Annotated in this window: 1 protein-coding gene and 1 pseudogene; both read left to right on the top strand. The window is 76.4% G+C overall.

Going from position 1 to position 1,525, the window contains the following annotated elements:
• Nucleotides 1-414 (top strand): annotated as a pseudogene (locus ABZ914_RS51170) (hypothetical protein); the annotation flags it as partial.
• Nucleotides 411-1,525 (top strand): NADH-ubiquinone oxidoreductase-F iron-sulfur binding region domain-containing protein (locus ABZ914_RS51165; RefSeq protein WP_500201790.1); only part of this gene is annotated, 1,115 nt, incomplete at its 3' end. The pseudogene ABZ914_RS51170 and the gene ABZ914_RS51165, both read left to right, overlap by 4 nt.

Below are 1,525 nucleotides of genomic sequence, written 5' to 3'. Positions count from 1 at the left end.
GCCGCCGCCGCGGCCCGCCGCGCGCGCGGCCGGTTCCCCGAGCGCGACCCGCGCGCCGCCGTCCCGCGCGGCTACGCCGACCGGCTCGGCTACGACGACCGTCCCGGATACGGCGACGATCCGCGCGGATACGACGACCCGCGCGGCGTTGACGACCTGCGCGGTGTTGACGATCTGCGCGGTGTGAACGACCTGCGGGGTGTCGACGATCTGCGCGGCATGGACGACCTGCGGGGTATGGACGACCTGCGCGGGATGGACGACCGACGGGGCGTGGACGACCCGCGCCGCATGGACGACCCGCGGGTGACCGGGCCGCTCGGCGGGCGCGACTCCCGCTCCACCGTGACCGACCCGCGCGGCGTGCCGCTGCCGGGCGAGGGCGGCGGCTGGGACACCGAGGTCATCCGATGAGCGCCGTCCACACGGTCTCCAACATCGGCGGCCCCCGGCTGACGCTCGGCTTCGACCGCTTCGACCGGCTCGACCTCGACCGGCACCTCGCGGTGCACGGCCGGCTGCGCGTCCCGTCGCTGGACGACCTGGTCAGGATGGCCGAGCAGGTCGACATGCGGGGCCGCGGCGGCGCCGGGTTCCCGTTCGCGCGCAAGCTGACCGCCGTCGCGTCCCGGGTGAACCACCCGACCGCCGACCGGACGCTGCTGCTGCCGGGCGAGAAGGGAGGCGACCGCGGCTCCAGCGAGGACGTCGTCGTGGTCGTCAACGGGGCCGAGGGCGAGCCCGGCAGCGCCAAGGACAAGGTCCTGCTCGGCCGCGCCCCGCACCTGGTGCTGGACGGCGCGCAGATCGTCGCGACCGCGCTCGGCACCCAGCGGATCGTCCTGGCCGTCGAGAGCGACGAGGCGGCCCGGTCGGTGCGCGCCGCGATCGGCGAGCGGCGGATGCCCGCCCGCGTCGTCCGGCTGACCGAGCGGTTCATCTCCGGGGAGAGCGGCGCGGTGATCCGCGCCATCAACGGCGAGACGCCGATCCCGCCGGGCGTGAAGGTCCGCGCCGCCGAGTCCGGGGTGGACGGGTACCCGACGCTGCTGTCCAACACCGAGACGTTCGCGCAGCTCGCGGTGCTGGTCTCGCTCGGCCCCGACCTGTACGCCTCCGCCGGGACCGACGACGAGCCGGGCACCACGCTGCTCACCGTCGGCGGCACCACGGTCGTCGAGGCTCCGTACGGCACGCCGCTGCGGGACGTCCTGAAGCACTGCGACGTGCCGCCGGGCCCCGGCGTGCTGGTCGGCGGCTACCACGGGACGTGGCTCGACCCGGCCGGAGCGGCGCGCGCCGTGCTGTCGCGGGCCGGGATGCGCGCCGTCGGCGGGACGGTCGGCGCCGGCATCATCCTGCCGCTCGCGCAGGGCACCTGCCCGCTCGGCGAGGTCACCCGGATCGCGTCCTACCTGGCCGCGCAGTCCGCCGGGCAGTGCGGCCCGTGCCGGCTGGGGTTGCCCGACGTCGTCCGCGCCCTCAACACGCTGAGCGAGGGCGGCGGGACGGTCGAGGACGTGCG

It is taken from the genome of Spirillospora sp. NPDC046719, from assembly GCF_040645715.1.
Classification (GTDB): Bacteria; Actinomycetota; Actinomycetes; order Streptosporangiales; family Streptosporangiaceae; genus Spirillospora.
This window is presented reverse-complemented; position numbering and strand designations above follow the sequence as displayed.